The following is a 21,701-nucleotide window of genomic DNA, read 5'->3' on the forward strand; positions in this document are numbered from 1 at the left end:
GAAAGCGCGATACGGCGACCATGACGATTCTCATCACCGGTGCCGCCGGGTTCATCGGCTCCCACACCGCCACGGCGCTCCTTGCCCGCGGCGAGACCATCATCGGTGTCGATAACCTCAATGATTACTACGACGTCGGCCTGAAGGAAACGCGCCTCAAGCAGCTTCGGGAGCATGACCGCTTCACCTTCATCAAGGCCGACATCGCCGAGCCCTCCATCCAGGACAAGCTGTCAGGCCTCGGCATCGACCGGATCATCCACCTCGCGGCACAGGCCGGGGTGCGGTTTTCGATCGAGAGCCCCCGCTCCTACACCCACTCCAACATCGCAGGGCAGACGGAGATGCTGGAGCTTGCGCGTGCGCTGAAGCCCCAGCACATGGTCTATGCCTCGTCTTCATCCGTTTACGGTGCGAACACCAAGATCCCCTTCGCGGAAGACGACCGCACGGACAGCCCTGTCAGTTTTTACGGCGCAACGAAGAAGAGCTGCGAGCTCCTTTCGGAGAGCTATGCCCGGCTCTATGGCCTGAAGCTCACCGGTCTCAGGTTCTTCACGGTGTACGGCCCCATGGGACGCCCGGACATGGCCTACATGATCTTTGCCCGGAAGATCATGGCGGGCGAGCCGATTGATGTCTTCGGCGAGGGAGAGATGGGCCGCGACTTCACCTATGTCGATGACTGCGTCGCAGGAATCATCGCTTCGCTCGACAACCCGCCCGACGGCGATCCTGCGCACCGGGTCTTCAACCTCGGCAACGACCAACCGGAGAGCCTTGGCGACTTCATCGGCTATCTCGAGGAGCATCTGGGCCGAAAGGCGCAGAAGAACTTCCTCCCGATGCAGCCCGGCGATGTGCGCCGGACCTGGGCGGATATCAGCCGTGCGCGGGACCTGCTCGGCTATGATCCAAAAACGAGCCTCAAGGATGGCCTTGGCAAGTTTGTCGATTGGTACAAAGAATATTACGGAAACTGAGGCAGGCGGTTGCCCTCGGGGTCCTGCGTGTTAGCCTCTGCCCTTGCGTCGATCCTGGCGTGCAACCGGCCTGTTGACCTGTGAACGACGAATTCCTGCGCGACCTGCGTGAAGGGCTGAGCAAGCCCCAGAAATCCATTCCGCCGAAATATCTCTACGATGCGGTGGGTTCGGAGCTTTTCGAGGCGATCACCAGGACCGAAGACTATTACGTCACCCGGACCGAGGCCGGGATCATGGAAACGGTCTATGGCGAGTTGCCTGAGTTCTGCCCGCCCGGTGCGGCGATCGCGGAGTTCGGCTCAGGCGCCGGGGTCAAGTCGCAGCGGCTGGTCGACGCCCTCAAGCCTTCCGTATACGTCATGATCGATGTGGCGGAGGAATTCCTCAAGGCATCGGCCGAAAAGATGCGCTCCCTCTTCCCGGACACCGAAGTGCACGGCGTGGTCGGTGACTTTTCGGGCACGGTGGCGCTGCCGTCGAGCTTCCTTGAGAATGAATGCCGGATGGGCTTCTTTCCGGGGTCGACGATTGGGAACTTCGAAGCAGGCGGCGCGCAGGATTTTCTCGCGCGCAGCAGGGAGAGCCTTGGCAAGGGCGCGTTGTTCCTGATCGGCGCGGACCTCGTGAAGGACGAGGATATCCTGCTCGCCGCCTATGACGACAGCGAGGGCATCACCCGGCAGTTCACCCTCAACGTCCTTGAACGAATGAACAGGGAGCTTGATGCTGGCGTGGACCTGTCGAAATTCGAGGCGGTGGCTCTCTGGAACCCCACTGAAGCGCGGATGGAACTGGGCGTGGTCGCCCTCGCGCCGCAGGCCATCAATCTCGGTGGGGAGCGCATCAGCATCGAGAAGGGCGAGATGATCCACACGGAAAATTCGCACAAATACACACGCGAAAGCATGGACCGGATCGCCAGGGCTGCCGGCTGGGAGGTCGAAAGGGTCTGGACCGACCCCCGCGAATGGTTTGGGGTGTTCCTGCTGAAAGCTGCCTAGAGCAGCGCCTCGGGCACAGGCACACCCTGCCGCCGCGCCGAGGCGACAACGGTGTTGCGCAGGAGGCAGGCGATGGTCATCGGGCCGACGCCGCCGGGGACCGGGGTGATGTGGCCAGCGACCTCTCTTGCTCCGTCGAACTCCACATCGCCGACCAGTTTCCTCGTACCGTCACGCTCGATCCGGTTGATGCCGACATCGATGACGATCGCACCGGGCTTGATCATGTCCGCGGTCACCATCTCGGGCCGCCCGACGGCCACGCACAGGATGTCCGCCTCACGGCACACGGCGCCGAGATCCTTCGTCCGCGAATGGGCGATCGTCACCGTGGCATTGGCGTCGAGCAGCATCAGTGCGAGCGGCTTGCCGACGAGGATCGAGCGGCCGACAACCACAGCCTTCTTGCCCGAAAGATCGCTCTCGACGGCCTTGATGAGGCGCATCGATCCCTGGGGCGTGCAAGGGGTGAGGCCCTCCTGCCCCAGCACCAATGCGCCCGCGCTGGGCGCGGTCAGCCCGTCCACGTCTTTCTCGGCGGGGATGGCGGAGAGGATTTCGTCCGCGTCAAGACCTTCGGGAAGCGGGAGCTGGACGAGGATGCCGTCGACATGGTCATCCGCGGCGAGTTCCCGGACGACCGAAAGCACCTCTTCCTGGGTCGACGAGCCCGGCATCCGGCGCACAGAGCCGACGATATTGGCCTTGCCCGCAGCCTTCTCCTTGGAGCCGACATAGACCTGGCTCGCCGGATCGTCGCCGACCAGCACCACGGCGAGGCCGGGCTTGCGCGGAAGGGTCAGGGCGGCTTCGCCGACGGCGTGACGGAGGGAAGCCGCCGCGGCTTTCCCGTCGATCAGTTCTGCGGTCATGGGCCTGTCCTCAGGTGAGCGCCGGCATCAGGTCGTAGCGGATGAAATTCTGCAGGAAGAGGATCGCGAAAAAGACCACCAAGGGTGACAGGTCGAGCCCGCCCATCGATGGCAGGATGTTCCTGATCGGCCGCAGCACCGGTTCGGTCAGCGCCGTGCAGACGTTCCAGACCGCATCGACGACCTGATTGTAGCGGTTGATCACCCCGAAGGTGAACAGCCAGCTCATGACGATGGTGATGATCAGGACGAGTTTATAAAGGTCGAGGATCGCAAGGATCAGCAGAAAGATGGCGTTCAATGCTCTAGCGCTCCGGCTTCGTGATCCTCGGCCATATAAGCACTCTGTCCGCCCGACAACCGGACGCCTGCACGTCTTTTGATCTCAGCCGTGGAAAGCCTCGATCCATCATGGCTGTAACCCGGCGGCGCGAAGGCGTAACGGAAGCGCTCGATCGGCGTCAGCCCCTTCTTCGTCACGTCTTTGGCGATGGCGACATATTCGTGAGTCGCGACCCGGAGCGGGTTTTGCGTCGAGATGTTGGAGACGAGGCCAAACTTGCATGGCTCGGCATCGTCCTCGGGAACGAAGGTCCCGAACAGCTTGTCCCAGATGATCAGGATGCCGGCGTAGTTGGTATCGAGGTATCTCGGGTTGGTCGCGTGATGGACGCGATGGTGGCTGGGTGTGTTGAAGATCGCTTCGAACCAGCCCGGTAGTTTCTTCACCGACTGGGTGTGGATGAAGAACTGGTAGAACAGGTTCAAACCGCCGCAGAAGGCCCAGAGCGCCGGGTGGATGCCGAGGATGATCCACGGCAGGCCCAGAAGATAGGTTCCTGTTGTGACGCTGAACCAGGGTTGGCGCAGCGCCGTGGACAGGTTGTAGCCTTGGCTCGAGTGGTGGACGACATGGCTGGCCCAGCCCCATCGGATCCTGTGCTGGAAACGGTGGACCCAGTAATAGGTGAAATCCTTCGCCACCATCGCGAACAGGAAGGACCAAGCGTTGATGCCGAGGTCAGCGATCCTGAACTCCCAGGCGAGGAGGAAAAGCGCCGCCACACCGCCGAAAAGGGTGACACTGGCGATCGCGTTGCCTGTCCCCATGGCGAGGTTGGTCCAAAGGTCCTTCGTGACCTCTTCCTTTCGCCCGAGGCGGCTCAGCACCCAGATCTCGGTTGCGATCAGGATCAAATAAAGGGGAGCCGCAAGCACGGAAACATCTGGGAAGGAGAGTTGGTCCATACTGCACCCTACCCTGCGCCCGCCGTGTCACGCAAAGGCGGGATCGATCGAACGGGTCGAAAATAATTATGTGATAGTGTAGCCAGCGAACTAGATCGTGGCAGCAGAGTTCTTATCGGTGTCGGGCATTACGACCGACGCAGCCTATTGGAGAGGAATGAATGTCGACGGCGTCTTCCGTCAGCGATGTCCAGACTCGAAACACCACCCAGCAGGGAAAGCTGTCCGGCAGGCGTATCCTCGTGGTGGAGGATGAGTTCTTCATTGCCCTTGATATCCAACAGGTTGTCGAAGAGGAAGGGGCCGAGGTCACGACCGCTATGAGCCTCGATGACGGTTTCACGGCGCTTTCTGCATCGAGGGACGGTTTCGACGCTGCCATCCTCGACATCCGCCTCGGAGACACGGACGTGTTCCCGCTGGCGCGCGTTTTGATCGAGCGAGGCGTTCCCGTGATCTTCCATTCGGCGCATCTCGGTCACCTCAACATTGCCAGGGACTTCCCGACGGCGATGGCATTGGACAAACCAGCACCATCCGAAAGCATTGTCGGAGCCCTGAGCCAACTGATTGGCTAAGGCATCTCGCTCCCGCTAGGCTCCTTCCCATACGCGCGCGCCATCGATCGAGAAAGCGCGTGGTTCTGCCGTGGAGACACCCCCTTGGCCGCGTCGCGACGCACACCTTCGAAAGCCGTTCCGGCGCAAAACGATGCTGCGAGCCGCGCGACGCTTGCTCTCGCCGCAGGGAAAATGGGCAGCTGGGAATGGGACATCGAAGGCGGGACGGTCACCGGCGACCCGATCGTCGGCACCTATTTCGAGCTGGACGACGTGCCCCAGCCCTGGCCCGTGGAGCGCATCTTCAAGGCGATGCACCCGGACGATGAAGCCGCGGTGCGCAAGGCGGTCGAGGCCGCTCTTGACGATGACGTCGAGTATCACACCGAATTCAGGATTGCCCGCGGCGCGAACCAGCCGGAGCTATGGCTTGGTGCGCGGGGGCGCGTGGTCGCCCGCGCCGAGGACGGACGGGCGCTGCGTATGCTCGGGGTCAACTGGGACATGTCGGAGGAGAAGGAGCACGAGCGCAAGCTTGGTATGCTGGCCTCCGAAATGGATCACCGGGTAAAGAATGCATTCGCCGTGATGCGCGCCCTGATCCGCCTCGCGAGCAAGTCCGCCGTTGACGTCCAGAGCCTCGCGAGTACGCTCGAAGCCCAGGCGATCGCCATGGCCGAGGCCCATGCCCTGTCGGCGAAGCTCAGCCATAGCGAGGGGAGCTCCGGCAATGTTCCGTTGCAGGACATTCTCAACACAGCTCTCAAGCCGTGGATGGAGCGGCCTGCCGATAACGGCTCGGTCACCGTCTCCATCGACTCGCCTGAAAATATTGTGCTGCCAAGCGCGATGATCTCTCCGGTCGCCATGCTGGTGTACGAGCTCGCGACGAATGCAGCGAAGCACGGACCGCTGGGAGAGCGCGGCGGCAAGCTCGAAGTCGCCATCACCCAGAAAGACGGCAAGATCACTTTTATATGGAACGAGTACACGGGTGATGCGCCGGTCGGAGGTCGTGCAATCCCGGCTGACGCGCTGGAGAGCCGACGCTTTGGTTCCGTTCTGGTCCAGCAATGCGCATCGACCCTGGGCGCGGAGACGGAGCGCGCCTTGACCCCCGACGGGCTCAGGTTCCGCATGGTGATCCCCTACCCGAGCGATGAACAGCGGACGGCCTGAGGAAGGCATTTCTCCTTTCGGGGCTGTAATCCCTTTCCAACATGCTTAGGTCTCAGTTTTACCGATTTGCGGTATCAGGCCGGAAACGGGCGCGTGAATGGACGGGGCGGGGTGAGATGGTTCTCTCAATCAACAGGGTGACGAAGGAGTTTGGCGATTTCCGCGCTGTCTCCGACCTCTCCTTTTCGGTCGACAAGGGCGAGATCGTAGGCTTCCTTGGGCAGAACGGCGCGGGGAAGACCACAACCCTCCGTATGGTGATGGATATCCTGCCCGTTACCAGCGGCTCGGTCGAGCTGTTCGGTAGCACCGACCTGCGCAAGGGCCGGTTGCGGGTCGGCTTCCTTCCCGAAGAGCGGGGCCTCTATCGCAAGATGAAAGCGATCGACATCATCGCCTATTTCGGCAGGCTCAAGGGCGTTCCCGGCGGGAAGGCGAAGGCCAAGGCCCATGAGCTGCTCGAGCGCTTCGGCATGACTCAGTATGCGAACAACAAGATCGAAACCCTTTCCAAGGGCAACGCGCAGAAAATCCAGCTGCTGTCGGTGCTGACTCACGAGCCGGAGTTCCTGATCCTCGACGAGCCGTTCTCGGGCCTCGATCCGGTGAACCAGAAGCTTCTCGAAGACCTGATCGGTGACCTGCGTGACGAGGGGGCAACGGTTCTGTTCTCGACCCACACGATGGAACACGCCGAGCGGCTGTGCGACCGCTTCGTGATGATCAAGGGCGGCGAGAAAGTTTTCGAGGGGACGATCGACGAGGCGCGGGAGGCGTATGAACAGCGCATCATTCTTGCGACGCCCGACGACCCTTCACCCTTGCAGGGACGTGCCGGCGTGACGGCGATCACCCCGATCGGCCGCGACCGCTATGCCCTGACCGTCAGCGAAGGGAGCGACATGCAGGCCGTGCTCGCCGCCTGTCTTGAACTCGGGATCACCGTCAAAAGCTTCGGCCTGGAGGAGGCCTCCTTGCACGAAATATTCTTCCGCTTTGCGGGCGCTGGCGAGGAGGACGCGGCATGAGGGGCATTTTCGAGATCGTCAGTCACGAATACCGGCGCTATATCTTCACCCGCGGCTTCCTCCTCTTCCTGCTGATCATTCCGGTCATGTCGCTCCTTGGCGCGAGCGCATCGTTCCTGCAGGACGCTACCAAGGCCGCGAAGACATTCGTCCTGATTGACCGCGACGGCGGTTGGGCAGACGTGGTCGATGAAGCGCTCGAGGAACAACACCAGCGCGCCATTATCGGGCGCTGGGACGACTTCGTCATGGGGCTGACGGCAAGCGGGCTTGTCGATGCCGAAGCCCTGGAGCCCCCTTTCGCGCCCGGACCCGTGGATGCCGAGCGGCGCGAAGCCTTCTTCGCCGCTGGCGGCTTGGCCGAGGGCCGCAGGCGTCTTGCCGCCCTGACCTCGATGGAACTCCCACCCCTCGAGGAACCGCGCCGGGACTTCAGGAGGATCGACCCGCTGGTCGAAATCGCTCCCGATGCGGACGACCAGGCGATCGGAACGGCTTACCTCCCCTACATGCGCGGCGAAAAAGAGATCCCCGGCGGCGGGAGGTTGACCGCAGTCGTTGTCATTCCCGAAGGCTACGGTGCCGAGGATGGTCCGAATGCGGTCTACCTGACGGACAACATGGCAGATGACGAATTGCGGGCCTTCCTGCGCGGGGTGTTCAGGGAGAAGCTGCGCAACGACGCCTTCGTCGCGCGCGGCCTGAGCGTCGAGGACGTGGCCGCGATCAACGCCCTCAGCCCGGGCCTGAGCAAGGTGAAGGCGGGATCGAGCGCCGAGGACGAGGCCCAGCGCCTGCGTGATACGATTGAATTCGGCCTTCCGCTCGGCCTGACCTACATCCTTTTCTTCGTGGTCCTTTCGGTGGGCAGCATGATGCTGACCAACACGATCGAGGAGAAGTCGAACAAGATCGTCGAGATGCTGCTGTCATCCGTGTCAGCCTCGCAACTGATGATCGGCAAGCTGATCGGCCTTGCCCTGGTCGGGGTCACGCCGATGGTGATCTTCGCCGGCCTTGGCTTTGCCCTGATCAGCATTTTGGGAGCGGGCAACGAAGTCCTGGCGACACTTAAGGAGGTGATGCTGGCGAGCCCGCTGGTGCCGCTCTTCTTCTTCTACTTCTTGCTCGGCTACCTGCTCTACGCGTCGATCTATCTCGCGATCGGTGCGCTTTGCTCGTCCATCCAGGATGCGCAGAGCCTGTCGACGCCGCTGACGATCATCATGCTGCTGCCCGCGCCGTTCATCATGTCGGTGATCGAGGATCCAAATGGGCTGTTCGCAAGGATCTTCACGTGGATCCCATTCTACACGCACTATGCGTTGATGCTGCGGCTATCGGGTTCGCCGCCGCTATGGGAGATCCTTGGCGCGACAGCGATGCTGATCGTGGTGGTGGCAATGATGCTGACCTTCATGGGCCGGATCTACCGCGCAGGCATCCTGCAGGCCGGCGGCAACGCGAACTGGAAGACGTTCTTCGCCGCCGCCCGTGCCCCGAAAGGCGAGAAGGTCCGCTAGGCAAAGCGGGAGGAATGCGTCAGCACGTTGCGCACCCGATGCTGGCCAACTGCGCCCGGCTTGGGCACAAGGCTGCCATGACCGACGCATTCTACGCCCGCATCCGCGACACCCTGCAGGAGATCGACGACGAGGGTCTGACCAAGCCCGAGCGGCTGATCACGTCGAAGCAGGGTCCCGAGGTCACGCTCAGCCATGAGGGCCGCGAAATCCGGGTGCTCAATTTCTGCGCCAACAACTATCTCGGCCTCGCCGCCCATCCCGACCTCATCGCTGCAGCGCAGGCAGGGGCGGCAGAGCATGGCTATGGCATGGCCTCGGTGCGCTTCATTTGCGGCACTCAGGAGATCCACCGAAAGCTCGAGCGCGAGATCGCGGAATGGCTGGGCTTTGAGGACTCGATCACCTTCGCGGCGTGTTTCGATGCCAATGGCGCTGTCTTCGAGCCGCTCCTCGGCAAGGAAGACGCGATCATCTCTGACAGCCTCAACCATGCCTCGATCATCGATGGGGTTCGTCTGTGTAAGGCGCAGCGCTTCCGCTATGACAACAACGACATGGCCTCGCTGGAAGAGCAGCTGAAGGCTGCCGACGCAGCGGGCGCGCGGACGAAGCTGATCGTCACCGACGGCGTTTTCTCCATGGACGGCTACATCGCGCAGCTCGGCCGTATCTGCGAACTGGCGGAGCAGTACGGCGCCCTGGTCATGGTCGATGACTGCCACGCCACCGGCTTCATGGGCGACGGCGGCCGCGGCACCCATGAGCATTGCGGCGTCATGGGCAAGGTCGACATCATCACCGGAACGCTGGGCAAGGCCCTCGGCGGCGGCATGGGCGGTTTCATCTGTGCACGGCAGGAGGTCGTGGACCTCCTCCGCCAGCGGGCACGGCCCTATCTCTTCTCCAACGCCCTTGCCCCTGCCCTCGTGGAAGGCGCGCGGAAGGCGCTGCAGCTGGTCCGGGAAGGAGACGACCTCAGGAAGCGCCTGTTCGCGAATGCCAGGCTTTTCCGCTCGCTTATGACGGAAGCGGGCTTCGATCTTCTCGAAGGCGAGCACCCGATCATCCCGGTCATGCTCTACGATGCCAAAAAGGCGCAGACGATGGCGGCACGCCTCCTCGACGAGGGCGTCTTCGTCACAGGCTTCAGCTTCCCGGTCGTTCCCCGCGGCCAGGCCCGGATCCGGACGCAGATGAACGCTGCGCATACGGAGGAGCAGGTACGCGAGGCCGTGGCGGCCTTCACGAAGGTCGGCAAGGAGCTCGGTGTCATCTAGACGCCTGCCATCGCTGCTTTCACGAACCCGCGAACTGGCGTAGCTCGAAGACCCATGAGTGAGACCTATGAAGGCCGCTGCCATTGCGGTGCCGTGAAGTTCGACGTGACGCTCCTCGGCGGTTTGGAAAGCGCGACGCGTTGCAACTGCTCCTATTGCAGGATGCGCGGTGCCGTGGCGCTGACGGCCAATGTCGCTGACCTCAAGGTGCGGCAAGGCTTCGAGACCCTCAGGCTCTACAGTTTCGGCACGCATACGGCGAAGCACTATTTCTGCGGCACTTGCGGGATCTACACGCACCATCAGCGGCGCTCGAACCCGAAGCGGGTGGGCGTGAACGCCGCTTGCCTCGAAGGCCTGAGCCCTTTCGATTTCGAGGTCGTGCCGGTGATCGACGGTGTGAACCACCCCTCTGACAAGGGCCCCGGCCATGTCGCCGACCAGGTCGGGCTGCTGATCTACAAGGACGAAGAAAAAGAGCGGACCTACGCCGACCTTCCGCATGAGCGTTAGGCTGGCCAAGGCTCGCTGCGCGCACTAGCCTCTCTCGATGGCCAAGAACCAGCCCGAGTGCGCCCATGTCCAAGAAGCTCTGATCGCCCGACCTGGCGAGGCTTTCGCCCTTCAAGACCGTCCGACGAGGGACAAGGATCTCTTCCCCGACAAGGACGATGCCGCGGCCTCCGTTGCGGCCGACGCCGTCAAGATCGACGAGCTACAAGACCGTCTTTATGCTGAAGGTTCACGTGCGCTGCTCCTGGTTCTCCAGGGCATGGACACGGCAGGCAAGTCCGGCACGATCAAGTCGGTGTTCCAAGCGACCTCGCCACTGGGCATGACGGTGAAGGCCTTCAAGAAACCCTCCGCCGAAGAGATGGCGCGGGACTACCTCTGGCGGGTCCACAACGCCGTGCCGAGAAAAGGCTTCATCGGCATCTTCGACCGCTCTCAATACGAAGATGTTCTCGTGGTGAAGGTCCGCAGCCTCGCCCCTGCGGAGGAGATCGAGAAGCGCTATGACCAGATCAACGCCTTCGAAGAGCACCTGACCCAGAATGGCGTCACCATCATCAAATGCATGCTGTATATCTCGCGGGAGGAACAGGGCGAGCGCCTGCGTGACCGGTTGGAGAAACCGCACAAGCGGTGGAAGTTCAACCCCGGCGATCTTGACGACCGTCAGAACTGGGACGATTTCATGGCGGCCTATGAGACCATGGTACAGCGCTGCTCAACCCCTCATGCGCCGTGGTATGTCGTCCCTTCAGAAAGCAAGACCCGCCGCAACGCCCTCGTCGGACGTCTCGTGCGCGGTGTTCTCGAAGACATGAATCCGCAACATCCCGATCCGGGACACAGGCTATCGGAATTCGTGATCGACTAGCCGGCCTGGCGTTGTTCTTTGGTGCTGAAGACGCCGTTTTTCTCGACGATCTTGCCCTCGTTCTTGAGAGAGCCAAGGTGACGGAGCACATCGGACATGGGCAGCGCGCACCACCGGGTCACGTCTTCGGGCGTGACGATGCGGTTGCGTTTGACGGCTTCGTAGCAAGCCAATCGCTGAAACTTGTCGACTGTACCCTGCGCTTCTCGACGACCGACCATCTGTCGCTCCCCCGCCCCTTTTCGATTCAACGTGCCACGGATCTAGCCGACGTAGTTTGCTCCGCGGTTCAGCCGTTCACTCAAAACCGAAGAAATCCGGTCGGGTTTCGCTGACCCTGTCAGCACTCGATGACGTTGACGGCGAGGCCGCCCTGGCTCGTCTCTTTGTATTTGTTGGACATATCGAGGCCGGTCTGGCGCATGGTCTCGATGACCTGGTCGAGGGAGACCTTGCCGGTCCCGTCCCCTTGCAGCGCAAGGCGGGCGGCGTTGACCGCCTTCACCGCGCCAATGGCGTTGCGCTCGATGCAGGGGATCTGCACGAGCCCGCCGACCGGGTCGCAGGTGAGGCCGAGATTGTGTTCCATGCCGATCTCCGCCGCGCAGGCGCACTGCTCCGGCGTCCCTCCCCAGACCGCGGCGAGACCCGCCGCAGCCATCGAGCAGGCCACGCCCACCTCACCCTGGCAGCCCATCTCGGCACCGGATATGGAAGCGCGCTGCTTGTAGAGGAGACCGATGCCGCCTGCGGTCAGGATAAAGCGCCGGCGCATCTCATCAGTGGCGTCCTCGGGGCCGCAATACTTTCGCAAAACCGCGGGAATGATCCCCGCCGCGCCATTCGTCGGTGCCGTGACGACCTTGCCGCCTGCGGCGTTCTCCTCGTTCACCGCCATGGCGTAGAGGTTGAGGATGTCGAACAGCCGCTCGGGCTCGTTCGCGAGCGGCGTGTCCATGACCTTCCTGTAGAGGCCCGGCGCGCGGCGCTTCACCCCGAGCCCGCCGGGCAGGACGCCGGTGGTGTTCAGGCCGCGATTGATGCAGTCGAACATGACCTGCGCGATGGCGTCGAGCTTTTGGGCGGTTTCCTGCTGGTCGCGATAGGCGTCTTCGTTGGCAAGGACGAGTTCGGCGATCGTCAGCCCTTCACGCTTGCAGAGTTCCAGCAGTTCCTTGCCCGACGCGAAGGGATATGGGACTTCCTTCCGTGTAGGTATGATGTCATCCTTGGCGGGCGTCCTGAGCTGCGTCTCCGACGCAATGAAGCCGCCGCCGGTGGAGAAGAACTGGCCTTCGGCCACCACGTCACCATCCCGGCCAAGCGCGCGGAGCTTCATGCCATTGGGATGCAGGTCGGGAATGATGTGCCCCGCAAGGTCGATATTCCGCTTCCAGACAAAAGGGACATCATGCTCGCCGAACAGGCGGAGCTTGCCTTCCTCGTCGATGCGCTTGAGGCCCGCTTCGCCCGCCTCCGGGTTATAGGTTTCGGGATCCTGCCCCATCAGTCCGAGCGCCGTCGCGGTCAGCGTCCCGTGCCCTTCGCCCGTCAGCGCGAGAGAACCTTGAAGCTCTACGAAGACCTCGGCAATCCGCTCGCGCTCCTCTCTTGAAAGCTGGGCCAAGAACCGGCGCGCGATCCGCATCGGTCCCACGGTGTGGGAACTCGAGGGACCAATACCGACGCGGAAAAGATCGAGGACGGACAGCATCGTTTCAAATGAAACGAACTAACGCGGCTCCGCAAGGGATCACGACGATAGGATCAGTGAAATCCGTGCTCTCTCAGGATCGCGCGCACGTTCACCTTCGCGCCCAGGCGTCCTGCCAGCAGATACATGCCGCCGATCTTGCGGTGCAGGAAAAGAGCGACCGGATTCGGCGTGTGGGCGAACTTCTCCTGCCGCAAGCGTATGCCTGCCTCCCGCATCCTTAGCGTCACGTCGCTGTTGGCGAAGTCGAAGGGCGCATCGGTGTTCATCGGCTCGACGGCTGCGAGGAAAATGTCCTCCAGCGCATCTTCGACCTTGGGCGGCAACTCCCCGGAATAGAGGTTGATACCCCGCGCTGCGCGGTCAATCTCCGTCCAGTCGCCTGTGAGGTCCGCAGCGACCAGCCTGCGGTAGCCTTGGGACAGCTCCTCGTCGATCTCTCGCGTTGCGCCGAAGTCGAGCAGGACAATCTCCTTGCCCTCGGGCCGGTAGCGGTAGTTTGCGAAATTCGGATCCGTCTGCATCAGCCTGAAATCGAAAAGCTCGCGGATGACCAGCTCGAAGAGATGCGTGATGACTTCGTTCTTGGTTTCCTGGTCCGCGTGCTGAAGGTCGTCGATTGGCTGGCCACGCTCGAACGACATGGCAAGCACGTTCTTCGTCGTCAGCTCTTCGTAAAAATCGGGCACGATGAAATGCTTCGTATCCGCGAGGAGCTCCTTGAATCGACGCATATATCTGCCTTCGCGCAGGTAGTCGGCCTCTTCGTGGAGCTGGCGTTTCGCCTCCTCGAAGACTGGCTTCATGTCGGTGTCCTTGGGCAGCTGGCCAGTCATACGGATCAGGGCAACGACATTGTCGATGTCGCTGTCGATCGACTCGCGCACGCCGGGATACTGGATCTTGATGGCAAGGTCCCTGCCGTCCTTGGTCACGGCGCGGTGCACCTGGCCAATGGAGGCAGCCGCGATCGGACGGGGATCGAACTTCTGGAGTTTCTTCATCCAGTCACGCCCCCACTCATCGTTCAGCACACGGCGGAGCTGGGATGGTGGCATGTGGTGCGCCTGTTCGCGCAGCTTGCCGAGGATCTCCGCAAGCTCCGGCGGCAGCATGTCCTCACCGCCCATCGACATGAGCTGGCCGAGCTTCATCGCCGCGCCGCGAAGCTTCGAAAGCTGGTCGGTGACCTTTTCGGCGTTGCCCTTGGTATAGAGGAGCTTTTCGAGGTCGAGCCGCTCGCCGCGCGCCATGGTCTTGGCGCCCTCCACCAGCATGTTGCCGGCGATCGACGTGCCGAGGCCACCAAAACGCGCCAGCCTTCCCAAGCGCCGCGTGGGCACTGCAAGGCCGCCTGTGTCGCGTTTGTTGTCTGCCATGGGTACACTCCCGGAACGTGCGCAGGAGATAAGCCGTGTGGCTCGGGCCGTCACCTCGACGAAACCGCGCGGGTGCACTGCAGCACAGAGTTTACGACAGCGCAGGAGGGCATAGGTTCCTCCTGTACGAACGACCGAGAGAAAAGGACGCGCCCATGACGACACGCCAACAGCCCCAAGACCGGCAAGCCTTTTGGCTCGAACAGTCAAAGCGGCTGGAGTGGTTCAAGGAGCCAACGAAGAGCGGTGACGTCAGCTGGGACGCCAAAGACTTCCACATCAAGTGGTTCGAGGACGGCGTGCTCAACGCCTCCTACCAATGTCTCGACCGGCACCTCCTGCGGCGGGGCGACAAGACGGCGATCATCTGGGAGGGCGATGACCCCTCGGTCAGCGAGAAGATCACCTATCGCGAGGTCCACGAAGAAGTCTCGCGGATGGGCAACGTCCTGAAGGCGCGCGGCGTGCGGAAGGGCGACCGGGTCATCATTTACATGCCGATGGTCCCCGAGGCGGCTTACGCCATGCTCGCCTGCGCAAGGATCGGCGCGGTCCATTCCGTCGTCTTCGGGGGCTTCTCGCCCGAAGCCCTTGCGAGCCGGATCGAGGATTGCGGCGCCGTGGCCGTCATCACGGCGGACGAAGCGCGCCGTGGCGGAAAGACCGTGCCGCTCAAGAAAAATGTCGACGCCGCGATCGAGAAGGCCGGGGCGGCAGGGGAGGCCGTGCGCCTTGTGCTGACGGTTCGTGTCACCGGCGCGAAGGTCAACTTCGAGGATGGCCGCGACCTGTGGTGGCACACGAGCCGGGACGACGTCACCCGTTACTGCCCGCCCGAGAAGATGGCGGCCGAAGACCCTCTCTTCATCCTCTACACGTCAGGATCGACCGGAAAGCCGAAGGGCGTGGTCCACACGACCGGCGGCTACATGACCTATGCCAGCTACACCCATGAGCTCGTGTTCCAGGTGGAGGAGCAGGACGTCTACTGGTGCACGGCCGATGTCGGCTGGATCACGGGGCACAGCTACATCGTCTACGGACCGCTTGCCAATGGCGTGACGACCCTGATGTTCGAAGGCGTGCCGACCTACCCCGACGCCAGCCGCATGTGGCAGGTGGTGGACAAGCACCGGGTGGCCCAGCTCTACACAGCGCCAACGGCGATCCGCGCCCTGATGCGCGAGGGCGACGAGTTCGTAAAGAAAACTGACCGGGGCTCGCTCAAGCTGCTCGGGACAGTGGGCGAGCCGATCAATCCCGAAGCGTGGCGCTGGTACCATGACGTGGTGGGCGATGGACGCTGCCCCGTGGTCGATACCTGGTGGCAGACCGAGACGGGCGGCGTGATGATCTCCCCCCTCCCCGGCGACGCCATGGACAAGCCCGGATCCGCGACAAAGCCCCTCCCGGGCATCGTCCCGGCGCTGGTCGACAATGACGGTCACATTCTCGAAGGGGCGACGGAAGGCAACCTTGTGCTGCTGGAAAGCTGGCCGGGTCAGGCCCGCGGGGTCTGGGGCGACCAGGAACGCTTCATCCAGACCTATTTCACCACCTATCCGGGCCGCTACTTCACCGGCGACGGCGCGCGGCGGGACGAGGACGGCGACTACTGGATCACCGGGCGTGTCGATGACGTCCTGAACGTCAGTGGGCACCGTATGGGCACGGCAGAAATTGAAAGTGCCCTCGTCGCCCACCCCGCGACTGCCGAGGCAGCCGTCGTTGGCTATCCCCACGACATCAAGGGCCAGGGCGTGCACTGCTACGTCATCCTCAAGCAGGGCGTCGCAGCCACCGAAGAACTGGCCGAGGAGCTGAAGCAGGCCGTCCGCACCGAGATTGGTCCGGTCGCCACGCCTGACCGCATGCAAATCGCCCCCGGCCTGCCCAAGACCCGCTCCGGCAAGATCATGCGCCGTATCCTAAGAAAAATCGCGGAAGGCCACCCTGACCAGCTCGGCGACACCTCGACGCTGGCTGAACCTGCGGTCGTCGATAGCCTGATCGAAGGCGCGAAGAAGTTCGAGCCGGGTAAGTGATGCCTTGACGGGATGAGGGCACGCCCTCATCTCTCAGTTAGCCCAGTGGAGGGGACGATGAACAAGTCCGCGATCTGACCGCCTTTTCGATCAGAATTCTGCCCAAGGACTTTTCATGTCTGCGAACACACCCGGCTTCCCCAAGCCCGAGACCACGCATCCCCTGACCCTGCCCGATGGCAGCACCCATCAGGGAACGGTGTTCCTCAACGCCGTCATCGACCATCCACGCATGGAGATCGGCGATTACAGCTACGCCCATGCCTTCGATCCGCCGGAGGACTGGGCGGCGAGGCTTGCGCCCTACCTCTATGATTTCTCGCCTGAGAAGCTCACGATCGGCAGGTTCTGTCAGATTGCTGACAGCGTCAGGATCATCACGTCCTCGGCCAACCACCGCTATGACGGCATATCGTCTTATCCGTTCATGATCTTCACGCCGGGTGACGCCACGGGTCGCCCGTCCATGCCCGATCCGGGGCCGGACACGGTCATCGGCAATGACGTATGGATCGGATCAGGCGCGACCATCCTGCCCGGTGCGAGGATTGGCGACGGGGTCATCATCGGCGCGGGTTCCGTCGTTCGCGGAGAGATCCCGGACTACGCGATGGTCGGCGGCAACCCTTCGCAGGTGATCCGTAGACGGTTCAGCGATGAAGAGATCGAGCGCCTCACCCAGATCGCCTGGTGGGACTGGCCCATCGAGACGATCGTCACCCATGAGAGGGAAATCTGCGGCGGCGATGTCGAGGCCCTGGCGGCGGTGAGGCCAAATATTTGAGCCATTGCCACTTTCCTGCCTTGAAAGCGGTTTACCGCTTTTCGATATGTGTTACCGTTCGGCAATTCGGCAGGAGGCAGGCCAGTGCTCAAGATTTCGGGGCTCACCAAGACTTATCCCAATGGCGTCAAAGCCCTAGACGGGGTCGATCTCGACATCGGCCTCGGCATGTTCGGCCTTCTGGGCCCCAACGGTGCGGGCAAGTCGTCCCTGATGCGCACGATCGCCACGCTGCAGGGTGCGGACCGCGGTTCGGTCCAGTTCGGCGACATCGACGTCCTCAAGGACCCCGACCCCGTGCGCAGGCAGCTCGGTTACCTGCCGCAGGATTTCGGCGTCTATCCCCGGATCTCCGCCATCAAGCTTCTCGACCATATCGCGGTTCTGAAGGGCATCTCGAACGGGAAAGAGCGCAAGGAAGTCGTCCACGAGCTCCTGCGTCAGACAAACCTCTGGGACGTGCGCAAGAAAGCGCCCTCGACCTATTCCGGCGGCATGCGCCAGCGCTTCGGCATTGCCCAGGCGCTGCTCGGTGACCCGAAACTCATCATCGTCGATGAACCGACGGCAGGCCTCGACCCGGAAGAGCGCAACCGCTTCCACAACCTGCTTTCAGAGATCGGCGAGAACGTCGTCGTCATCCTCTCGACCCACATCGTCGAAGACGTGGCTGACCTCTGCCGTGACATGGCGATCATGAACCAGGGCCGCATCGCGGCAAAGGGCCAGCCATCAGAACTCGTCGAGACGGTTCGCGGCAAGATCTGGCGCAAGGTCATCGAAAAGGCTGACCTCGAGGCGCACCAGAAGCGTCACAAGGTTGTCAGTGCACGCCTCGTCCAGGGCCAGACCGTCATCCGCGCCTATTCAGTGTCGGACCCCGGCGACGGCTTCGAGCCCGTCGAGCCGAACCTCGAGGACGTGTATTTCGCGACCATCCGCGGCGCCATCAACAACGGCCAGCAAGCCGAGGCCGCATAAGATGATCCCGTCCATTTTCCGCTTCGAACTCGCATACCAGATGCGGGGCGCAGGGTTCATTGCCGTCTTCGCGCTGTTCTTCCTGCTCGTCTTCGGCGCCGTCACGGTCGATCAGCTCCAGATTGGCAGCTCGGACGCCGTCAATATCAACTCCCCGTCTGCAGCCGCGACGACCATCAGCATCATGTCGATCTTCGGGCTGTTTATCCCCGTGGTCTTCATGGCGACGGGTGTCACACGTGACGCATCGCTGAAAACGGCCGAGGTCTTCGGCTCTCTCCCCGTCAGTCCACGGGCAATGATGATCGGACGCTATTTCGGCGGATTGCTGGCTTCATGCCTCTGTTTCTTCGCCGTGCCGCTTGCCTTCTATATCGGCTCCTTCATGCCATGGCTCGATCAGGAGCAGGTTGGTCCGCACAGCTTCTTCCCGGTCCTCTACTACTACCTCGTGTTCGGTGTTCTGAATATGCTGATCATCGGCACGCTGATGTTCACCGTGGCGAACATGACCCGTTCGATGATCGCGACCTGGGTGGCGCTGGTCACCGTTCTCGTGGGATACTTCGTTGGGCTGTCGATGGCCGGCGAGATGGAAGCGCGGGAATTCGCAGCGCTGCTCGACCCGTTCGGCATCGTCGCTCACGGCGAGGTCACGCGCTACTGGACCGCGGCCGAACGCAACACGCAGGTTGCCGAGCTCTCGGGGCTGTTCCTCCAGAACCGTCTGATCTGGGGCGGCGTGGCGCTGGCGCTTTTCGCTTTCAACCTCGCTTTCCCGAGCGGCATTCGCGGGCCTTCACTGGCGCGGTTCAAGAAACCGTCGAAGAGCCCTCTGGGAGCCGAACTCCAGCGCGTGAAGCTGCCAAGGGTCGAACCCGCCCCGCTCTACACGTCGAACCTCCAACAGTTCTTCCGCAGGCTTCGGTTCGAGACCGCTGGCATCGTCCGGTCGGTCGCGTTCTGGATCGTCCTCGTGCTCTCTATTCTCAACACCGTCGGCGCGCTGTTCTTCCTGCAGAACATGTACGGATCGAGCAGCTATCCGCTGACCCGGCTGATGGTGAACCAGATCGAAGGCGCCTTTGCGTTCGTTCCGATCGTCATCGCGGTCTACTACACCGCAGAGCTCGTCTGGCGTGAGCGGACGGTGAAGTTCAACGAGATCATCGATGCGACGCCGACCCCGTCCTGGGTCTTCGTCGGTGCGAAATACGCGACGGTGATCTTCGTGCTCATCCTGATGTGCGCCGTGGCCACACTGACCGCAGTGATCTCCCAAGTCGTGCGGGGCTATACGCTGTTCGAGCTCGATCAGTACGCGGTGCGGCTGTTCTTCACTTTCGTCGTCAACTTCGGCCTGCTGACGACGCTTGCCCTGTTCGTGCAAGTGGTGACGAACAACAAGTGGCTGGGGATCGGCGTGATCCTCGCCTACTTCGTCGTCTCGATCGTGATGAGCCAGGTCGGTTTCGATCACATCCTCTACACTCTCGGTGGGGGCATCGAGATCGTCTATTCGGACATGAACCGCTACGGTCCGTACATGCTGCCCACGGTCACGATGTCGATCTACTGGGGTCTGTTTGCGGTCATCCTCGGTCTCATCACCTTTGCCCTGTGGAGCCGCGGCAGTCTCGATCCGATCCGTCACCGGATCGGGCAGATCCCGAACAGGCTCAAGGGAGGCTCGGCCGCAGCCCTTGGCCTTGCGACCGTGGCCTTCGCCGGGACGGGCGCGTGGGTTTTCTACAACACCAATGTCCTGAACACGTACCGCACGGACGAGATGAACCGTGACCGGCAACAGGCCTTCGAGGAGAAGTACCGGCAATTCCAGTTCGCGCCGCGACCGCAGATCGTCTCGGTGGATGTCGACGTCGAGCTCTTCCCTGATGACCGGCGCATGGTCGGGACAACCGAGTACTTGCTCGAGAACACCACCGACGCTCCGATAGAGCGGATGGATGTCGACTACGGCTTCAACGTGAACGTCATCGACCATACGGTGGAAGGGGCAAGGCTGGCGGAGGCCGACGAGGAATTCGCCCACTATGTCTTCCGGTTCGAACCGGCGCTGCAGCCCGGCGAGAAGCGGACCATGATCTCTACCGTCGAGATCGACAATGAGGGCTTCCGCAACAGCGGCCAGAACAGCCCTGTCCGGCGCAATGGCACGTTCCTCAATTCCGGCGTCTTCGCTGCCATCGACTGGGGACAGGACAAGATCCTGACCGACCGCTCGGAACGCAGGAAGCGGGGCCTCGACGAGCTTCCGCGTGTCCCGGCGATTGATGATCCGTATTACATCAATGTCGGACTCCTCGGCGGCGCTGACTGGGTCGATTTCCGCGCGGAGATCACCACAGACGCCGACCAGATCGCCATCGCTCCGGGCTATCTCGCCGAGGAGCGCTTGGAGGGTGACAGGAAGACGTTCGTCTACGAACAGGACGTGCCGATCCAGAATTTCTACTCGGTCCAGTCGGCCCGCTACGAAGTTTCGGAGGACGTCTGGGAAGCACCTGATGGCATGGACGACATCAAGCTCCAGGTCTTCTACGACGACATGCATCCGTTCAACGTCGACCGGATGATCGAGGCCATGAAGTTGAGCTTTGACAAGTTCACCGAGGTCTTCACCCCCTTCCAGTATCGGCAGATGCGAATTCAGGAGTTCCCCTACGCAAGTTTCGCGCAGAGCTTCCCGAACACTGTTCCGTATTCTGAGAACATTGGCTTCATCATCAAGCTCGACGAAAGCAATCCTGACGCCATCGATCCCGTGACCTACGTCACCGCGCATGAGGTCGCGCACCAGTGGTTCGGCCATCAGCTCTCGGCGGCTTCGGTCCAGGGCAGCACCATGCTGATCGAGACATTCGCTCAGTATGCCGCGCTGCTTGTGATGGAGGACCTCTATGGCCCAGAGCACATGCGCCGTTTCCTGCGCTACGAGCTCGACTCCTATCTCTCGGGCAGGGCCAACGAGCCAATCGAGGAGATGCCTCTCTATCTCGTCGAAAACCAGCAATACATCCACTACCGCAAGGGTTCGATCGTGATGTGGCTTCTCAAGGACCAGATCGGCGAGGATGTCGTGAACCGCTCGCTGAAGCGCATGATCGAGGAGTGGGGCTACCGCTCGGATCCCTATCCGCGCTCGACCGACTATCTCGCGATCCTCCGAGACGAGGCGGGACCGGAGCACGAAGAGCTCATCCATGACCTCTTCGAGCGGATCGTCCTTTGGGATGTCGATGTCACGGACGCAACGGCGGAACAGCGCGCCGACGGCAAGTGGGACGTCACCCTCACCGTCGACGCAAAGAAGCTGGTCGCGGACGGCGCGGGCAACGAAACCGAAGAGCCGCTCAGCATGATGATGGATGTCGGTGTGTTCTCAAAACACCCGCGTGAGGTGAAAGACGGCAATGAGCACATCCTTGCTTTCGAACGCCAAGAGATCGTGTCAGGCAAGCAAACCATCACCCTGACGGTGGACGAGGAGCCCGCCCACGGCGGTGTCGATCCTTACAACAAGCTCATCGACCGGCGCCCGGAGAACAACATCTCCAAGGTCGAGAGAACTGAAGACGCGGCCTAGCCCGCATGGACACTGGGCGGCCGGTCAAATCGACTGGCCGCCCAGTTTCCGTTTACCCTTCTACACTTTGGTACATCGCTTCCCTTGCGGGACAGCCCCTCTCCGTGGGACAATCACATCGCTCGGCAGA

19 protein-coding genes are annotated in these 21,701 nt (G+C 62.1%); 13 read left to right on the forward strand and 6 right to left on the reverse strand.

Annotation, left to right across the window (positions count from 1 at the left end; genetic code table 11):
- Nucleotides 1-20: 20 nt before the first annotated feature.
- Both IE053_RS13475 and egtD read left to right on the forward strand, forming a co-directional pair.
- Nucleotides 21-983: an NAD-dependent epimerase/dehydratase family protein gene (locus tag IE053_RS13475; RefSeq protein WP_189576823.1), complete on the forward strand. Its 963-nt coding sequence runs from the start codon at nucleotides 21-23 to the stop codon at nucleotides 981-983.
- Between the two features lie 80 nt (nucleotides 984-1,063).
- Nucleotides 1,064-1,987: an L-histidine N(alpha)-methyltransferase gene (egtD, locus tag IE053_RS13480; RefSeq protein ID WP_189576825.1), complete on the forward strand. Its 924-nt coding sequence runs from the start codon at nucleotides 1,064-1,066 to the stop codon at nucleotides 1,985-1,987.
- On the opposite strand, the gene folD is transcribed toward egtD, so the two are convergent.
- The 3 genes from folD to IE053_RS13495 are packed head-to-tail and all read right to left on the reverse strand — an operon-like array spanning nucleotide 1,984 to nucleotide 4,107.
- A complete protein-coding gene (gene folD / locus IE053_RS13485) occupies nucleotides 1,984-2,859 on the reverse strand; it encodes a bifunctional methylenetetrahydrofolate dehydrogenase/methenyltetrahydrofolate cyclohydrolase FolD (RefSeq protein WP_189576827.1) in 876 nt (291 codons plus the stop codon). The genes egtD and folD overlap by 4 nt on opposite strands.
- 10 nt (nucleotides 2,860-2,869) lie before the next feature.
- Nucleotides 2,870-3,160, reverse strand: a complete 291-nt coding sequence (locus IE053_RS13490; RefSeq protein ID WP_189576829.1) for a YggT family protein — start codon at nucleotides 3,158-3,160, stop codon at nucleotides 2,870-2,872.
- On the reverse strand, nucleotides 3,157-4,107 hold the full coding sequence (locus IE053_RS13495; protein WP_189576831.1) for a sterol desaturase family protein: 951 nt from the start codon (nucleotides 4,105-4,107) through the stop codon (nucleotides 3,157-3,159). Before IE053_RS13495 ends, IE053_RS13490 begins: the two co-directional genes overlap by 4 nt.
- 161 nt (nucleotides 4,108-4,268) lie before the next feature.
- Between IE053_RS13495 and IE053_RS13500 the strand changes: the two genes are divergently transcribed.
- The 7 genes from IE053_RS13500 to IE053_RS13530 all read left to right on the forward strand — a co-directional run bounded on the left by IE053_RS13500 (nucleotide 4,269) and on the right by IE053_RS13530 (nucleotide 11,061).
- Nucleotides 4,269-4,685 (forward strand): response regulator, encoded by a 417-nt coding sequence (locus IE053_RS13500; protein ID WP_189576833.1) that lies wholly within the window; start codon nucleotides 4,269-4,271, stop codon nucleotides 4,683-4,685.
- An 84-nt stretch (nucleotides 4,686-4,769) separates the two neighbouring features.
- A complete protein-coding gene (locus IE053_RS13505; protein ID WP_189576834.1) occupies nucleotides 4,770-5,846 on the forward strand; it encodes a sensor histidine kinase in 1,077 nt (358 codons plus the stop codon).
- A gap of 116 nt (nucleotides 5,847-5,962) precedes the next feature.
- The gene (locus tag IE053_RS13510) at nucleotides 5,963-6,874 is read left to right on the forward strand and encodes an ABC transporter ATP-binding protein (RefSeq protein WP_189576844.1); all 912 of its coding nucleotides are present in this window, start codon (nucleotides 5,963-5,965) and stop codon (nucleotides 6,872-6,874) included.
- Nucleotides 6,871-8,397, forward strand: a complete 1,527-nt coding sequence (locus tag IE053_RS13515; RefSeq protein ID WP_189576846.1) for an ABC transporter permease — start codon at nucleotides 6,871-6,873, stop codon at nucleotides 8,395-8,397. Before IE053_RS13510 ends, IE053_RS13515 begins: the two co-directional genes overlap by 4 nt.
- A 77-nt stretch (nucleotides 8,398-8,474) precedes the next feature.
- Nucleotides 8,475-9,677 carry a glycine C-acetyltransferase gene (locus IE053_RS13520; protein ID WP_189577035.1) on the forward strand — a complete coding sequence of 401 codons (1,203 nt, stop codon included), beginning with the start codon at nucleotides 8,475-8,477 and terminating at the stop codon, nucleotides 9,675-9,677.
- Between the two features lie 54 nt (nucleotides 9,678-9,731).
- Entirely contained in the window at nucleotides 9,732-10,190 is a 459-nt protein-coding gene (locus tag IE053_RS13525; RefSeq protein ID WP_189576848.1) for a GFA family protein, read from the forward strand.
- A gap of 37 nt (nucleotides 10,191-10,227) precedes the next feature.
- Nucleotides 10,228-11,061, forward strand: coding sequence for a PPK2 family polyphosphate kinase (locus IE053_RS13530; RefSeq protein ID WP_189576850.1), 834 nt, complete (start codon nucleotides 10,228-10,230; stop codon nucleotides 11,059-11,061).
- Here IE053_RS13530 and IE053_RS13535 read toward each other — a convergent pair.
- The 3 genes from IE053_RS13535 to IE053_RS13545 all read right to left on the reverse strand — a co-directional run bounded on the left by IE053_RS13535 (nucleotide 11,058) and on the right by IE053_RS13545 (nucleotide 14,154).
- Nucleotides 11,058-11,282, reverse strand: a complete 225-nt coding sequence (locus IE053_RS13535) for a hypothetical protein (RefSeq protein ID WP_189576852.1) — start codon at nucleotides 11,280-11,282, stop codon at nucleotides 11,058-11,060. The genes IE053_RS13530 and IE053_RS13535 overlap by 4 nt on opposite strands.
- Nucleotides 11,283-11,401: 119 nt before the next feature.
- A complete protein-coding gene (locus tag IE053_RS13540) occupies nucleotides 11,402-12,775 on the reverse strand; it encodes an L-serine ammonia-lyase (protein ID WP_189576854.1) in 1,374 nt (457 codons plus the stop codon).
- A 53-nt stretch (nucleotides 12,776-12,828) separates the two neighbouring features.
- Nucleotides 12,829-14,154, reverse strand: a complete 1,326-nt coding sequence (locus IE053_RS13545; protein ID WP_189576856.1) for an ABC1 kinase family protein — start codon at nucleotides 14,152-14,154, stop codon at nucleotides 12,829-12,831.
- Between the two features lie 155 nt (nucleotides 14,155-14,309).
- Here IE053_RS13545 and acs point away from each other — a divergent pair, with 155 nt between their 5' ends.
- The 4 genes from acs to IE053_RS13565 all read left to right on the forward strand — a co-directional run bounded on the left by acs (nucleotide 14,310) and on the right by IE053_RS13565 (nucleotide 21,571).
- Nucleotides 14,310-16,199 carry an acetate--CoA ligase gene (gene acs / locus IE053_RS13550; protein ID WP_189576858.1) on the forward strand — a complete coding sequence of 630 codons (1,890 nt, stop codon included), beginning with the start codon at nucleotides 14,310-14,312 and terminating at the stop codon, nucleotides 16,197-16,199.
- A 115-nt stretch (nucleotides 16,200-16,314) separates the two neighbouring features.
- Nucleotides 16,315-16,983, forward strand: coding sequence for a CatB-related O-acetyltransferase (locus IE053_RS13555; RefSeq protein WP_189576860.1), 669 nt, complete (start codon nucleotides 16,315-16,317; stop codon nucleotides 16,981-16,983).
- An 84-nt stretch (nucleotides 16,984-17,067) separates the two neighbouring features.
- Complete coding sequence (locus IE053_RS13560) at nucleotides 17,068-17,964, forward strand: ABC transporter ATP-binding protein (protein WP_189576862.1); 897 nt, start codon at nucleotides 17,068-17,070, stop codon at nucleotides 17,962-17,964.
- A 1-nt stretch (nucleotide 17,965) separates the two neighbouring features.
- Complete coding sequence (locus tag IE053_RS13565; RefSeq protein WP_189576864.1) at nucleotides 17,966-21,571, forward strand: ABC transporter permease/M1 family aminopeptidase; 3,606 nt, start codon at nucleotides 17,966-17,968, stop codon at nucleotides 21,569-21,571.
- Nucleotides 21,572-21,701 lie beyond the last annotated feature (130 nt).

The organism is Parvularcula lutaonensis, assembly GCF_014651915.1.
Taxonomy (GTDB): domain Bacteria; phylum Pseudomonadota; class Alphaproteobacteria; order Caulobacterales; family Parvularculaceae; genus Parvularcula; species Parvularcula lutaonensis.